This is a genomic window from Rhodopseudomonas sp. BR0G17 (assembly GCF_010907025.1).
Taxonomy (GTDB): Bacteria; Pseudomonadota; Alphaproteobacteria; order Rhizobiales; family Xanthobacteraceae; genus Rhodopseudomonas; species Rhodopseudomonas palustris_H.
This window is the reverse complement of record NZ_QUML01000136.1, coordinates 1-461: the sequence shown is the minus strand read 5'-3', so window position 1 is coordinate 461 and position 461 is coordinate 1. Positions and strand designations below refer to the sequence as shown.

Below are 461 nucleotides of genomic sequence, written 5' to 3'. Positions count from 1 at the left end.
GAATACCGAGCCCTTTGTCGTTGGGCCCGTTGTCGTAGAACGGTCGCTGAATGTGCTCCCACAGCTTGGCGCCGACGTCGAACGGCCCCGGCATTGCCGACTTGCCCTGGGTCGCGGTCGCCCCCATCAGCGCCGCATATTCCGGACTCATCTTGGCGACCTCGCCGCTGCCGCGCGTCGCCAGATGCCAGGCAGCGATGAAGCCGCAGAACAGCAGGATGGAGACCATCGCAGCACGGAGACGAAGGGATTTTGTCATGACGTTCACCGATCCACTGTGGTCCGGCGCTCCAGCGCCCTGTCCGCGGCGCTGCAACGTCGAACGCTGTCGCGGGCGAGCGTCGTACCCCGGCGTGTCCGGAGCACGACGCGAGCCCCGCTAGGACGCCTTCTTGATCTTGAAGCTGGCGAGATACTCTTCAGGGTTGGAGCCGTCGAACGACTTGCCCATCACCGAGAAC

At 64.6% G+C, this 461-nt stretch carries 1 pseudogene; it reads right to left on the bottom strand.

Going from position 1 to position 461, the window contains the following annotated elements:
* Nucleotides 1-259: pseudogene (locus DY467_RS25555) on the bottom strand (nitrate ABC transporter, permease protein); the annotation flags it as partial.
* Nucleotides 260-461 lie beyond the last annotated feature (202 nt).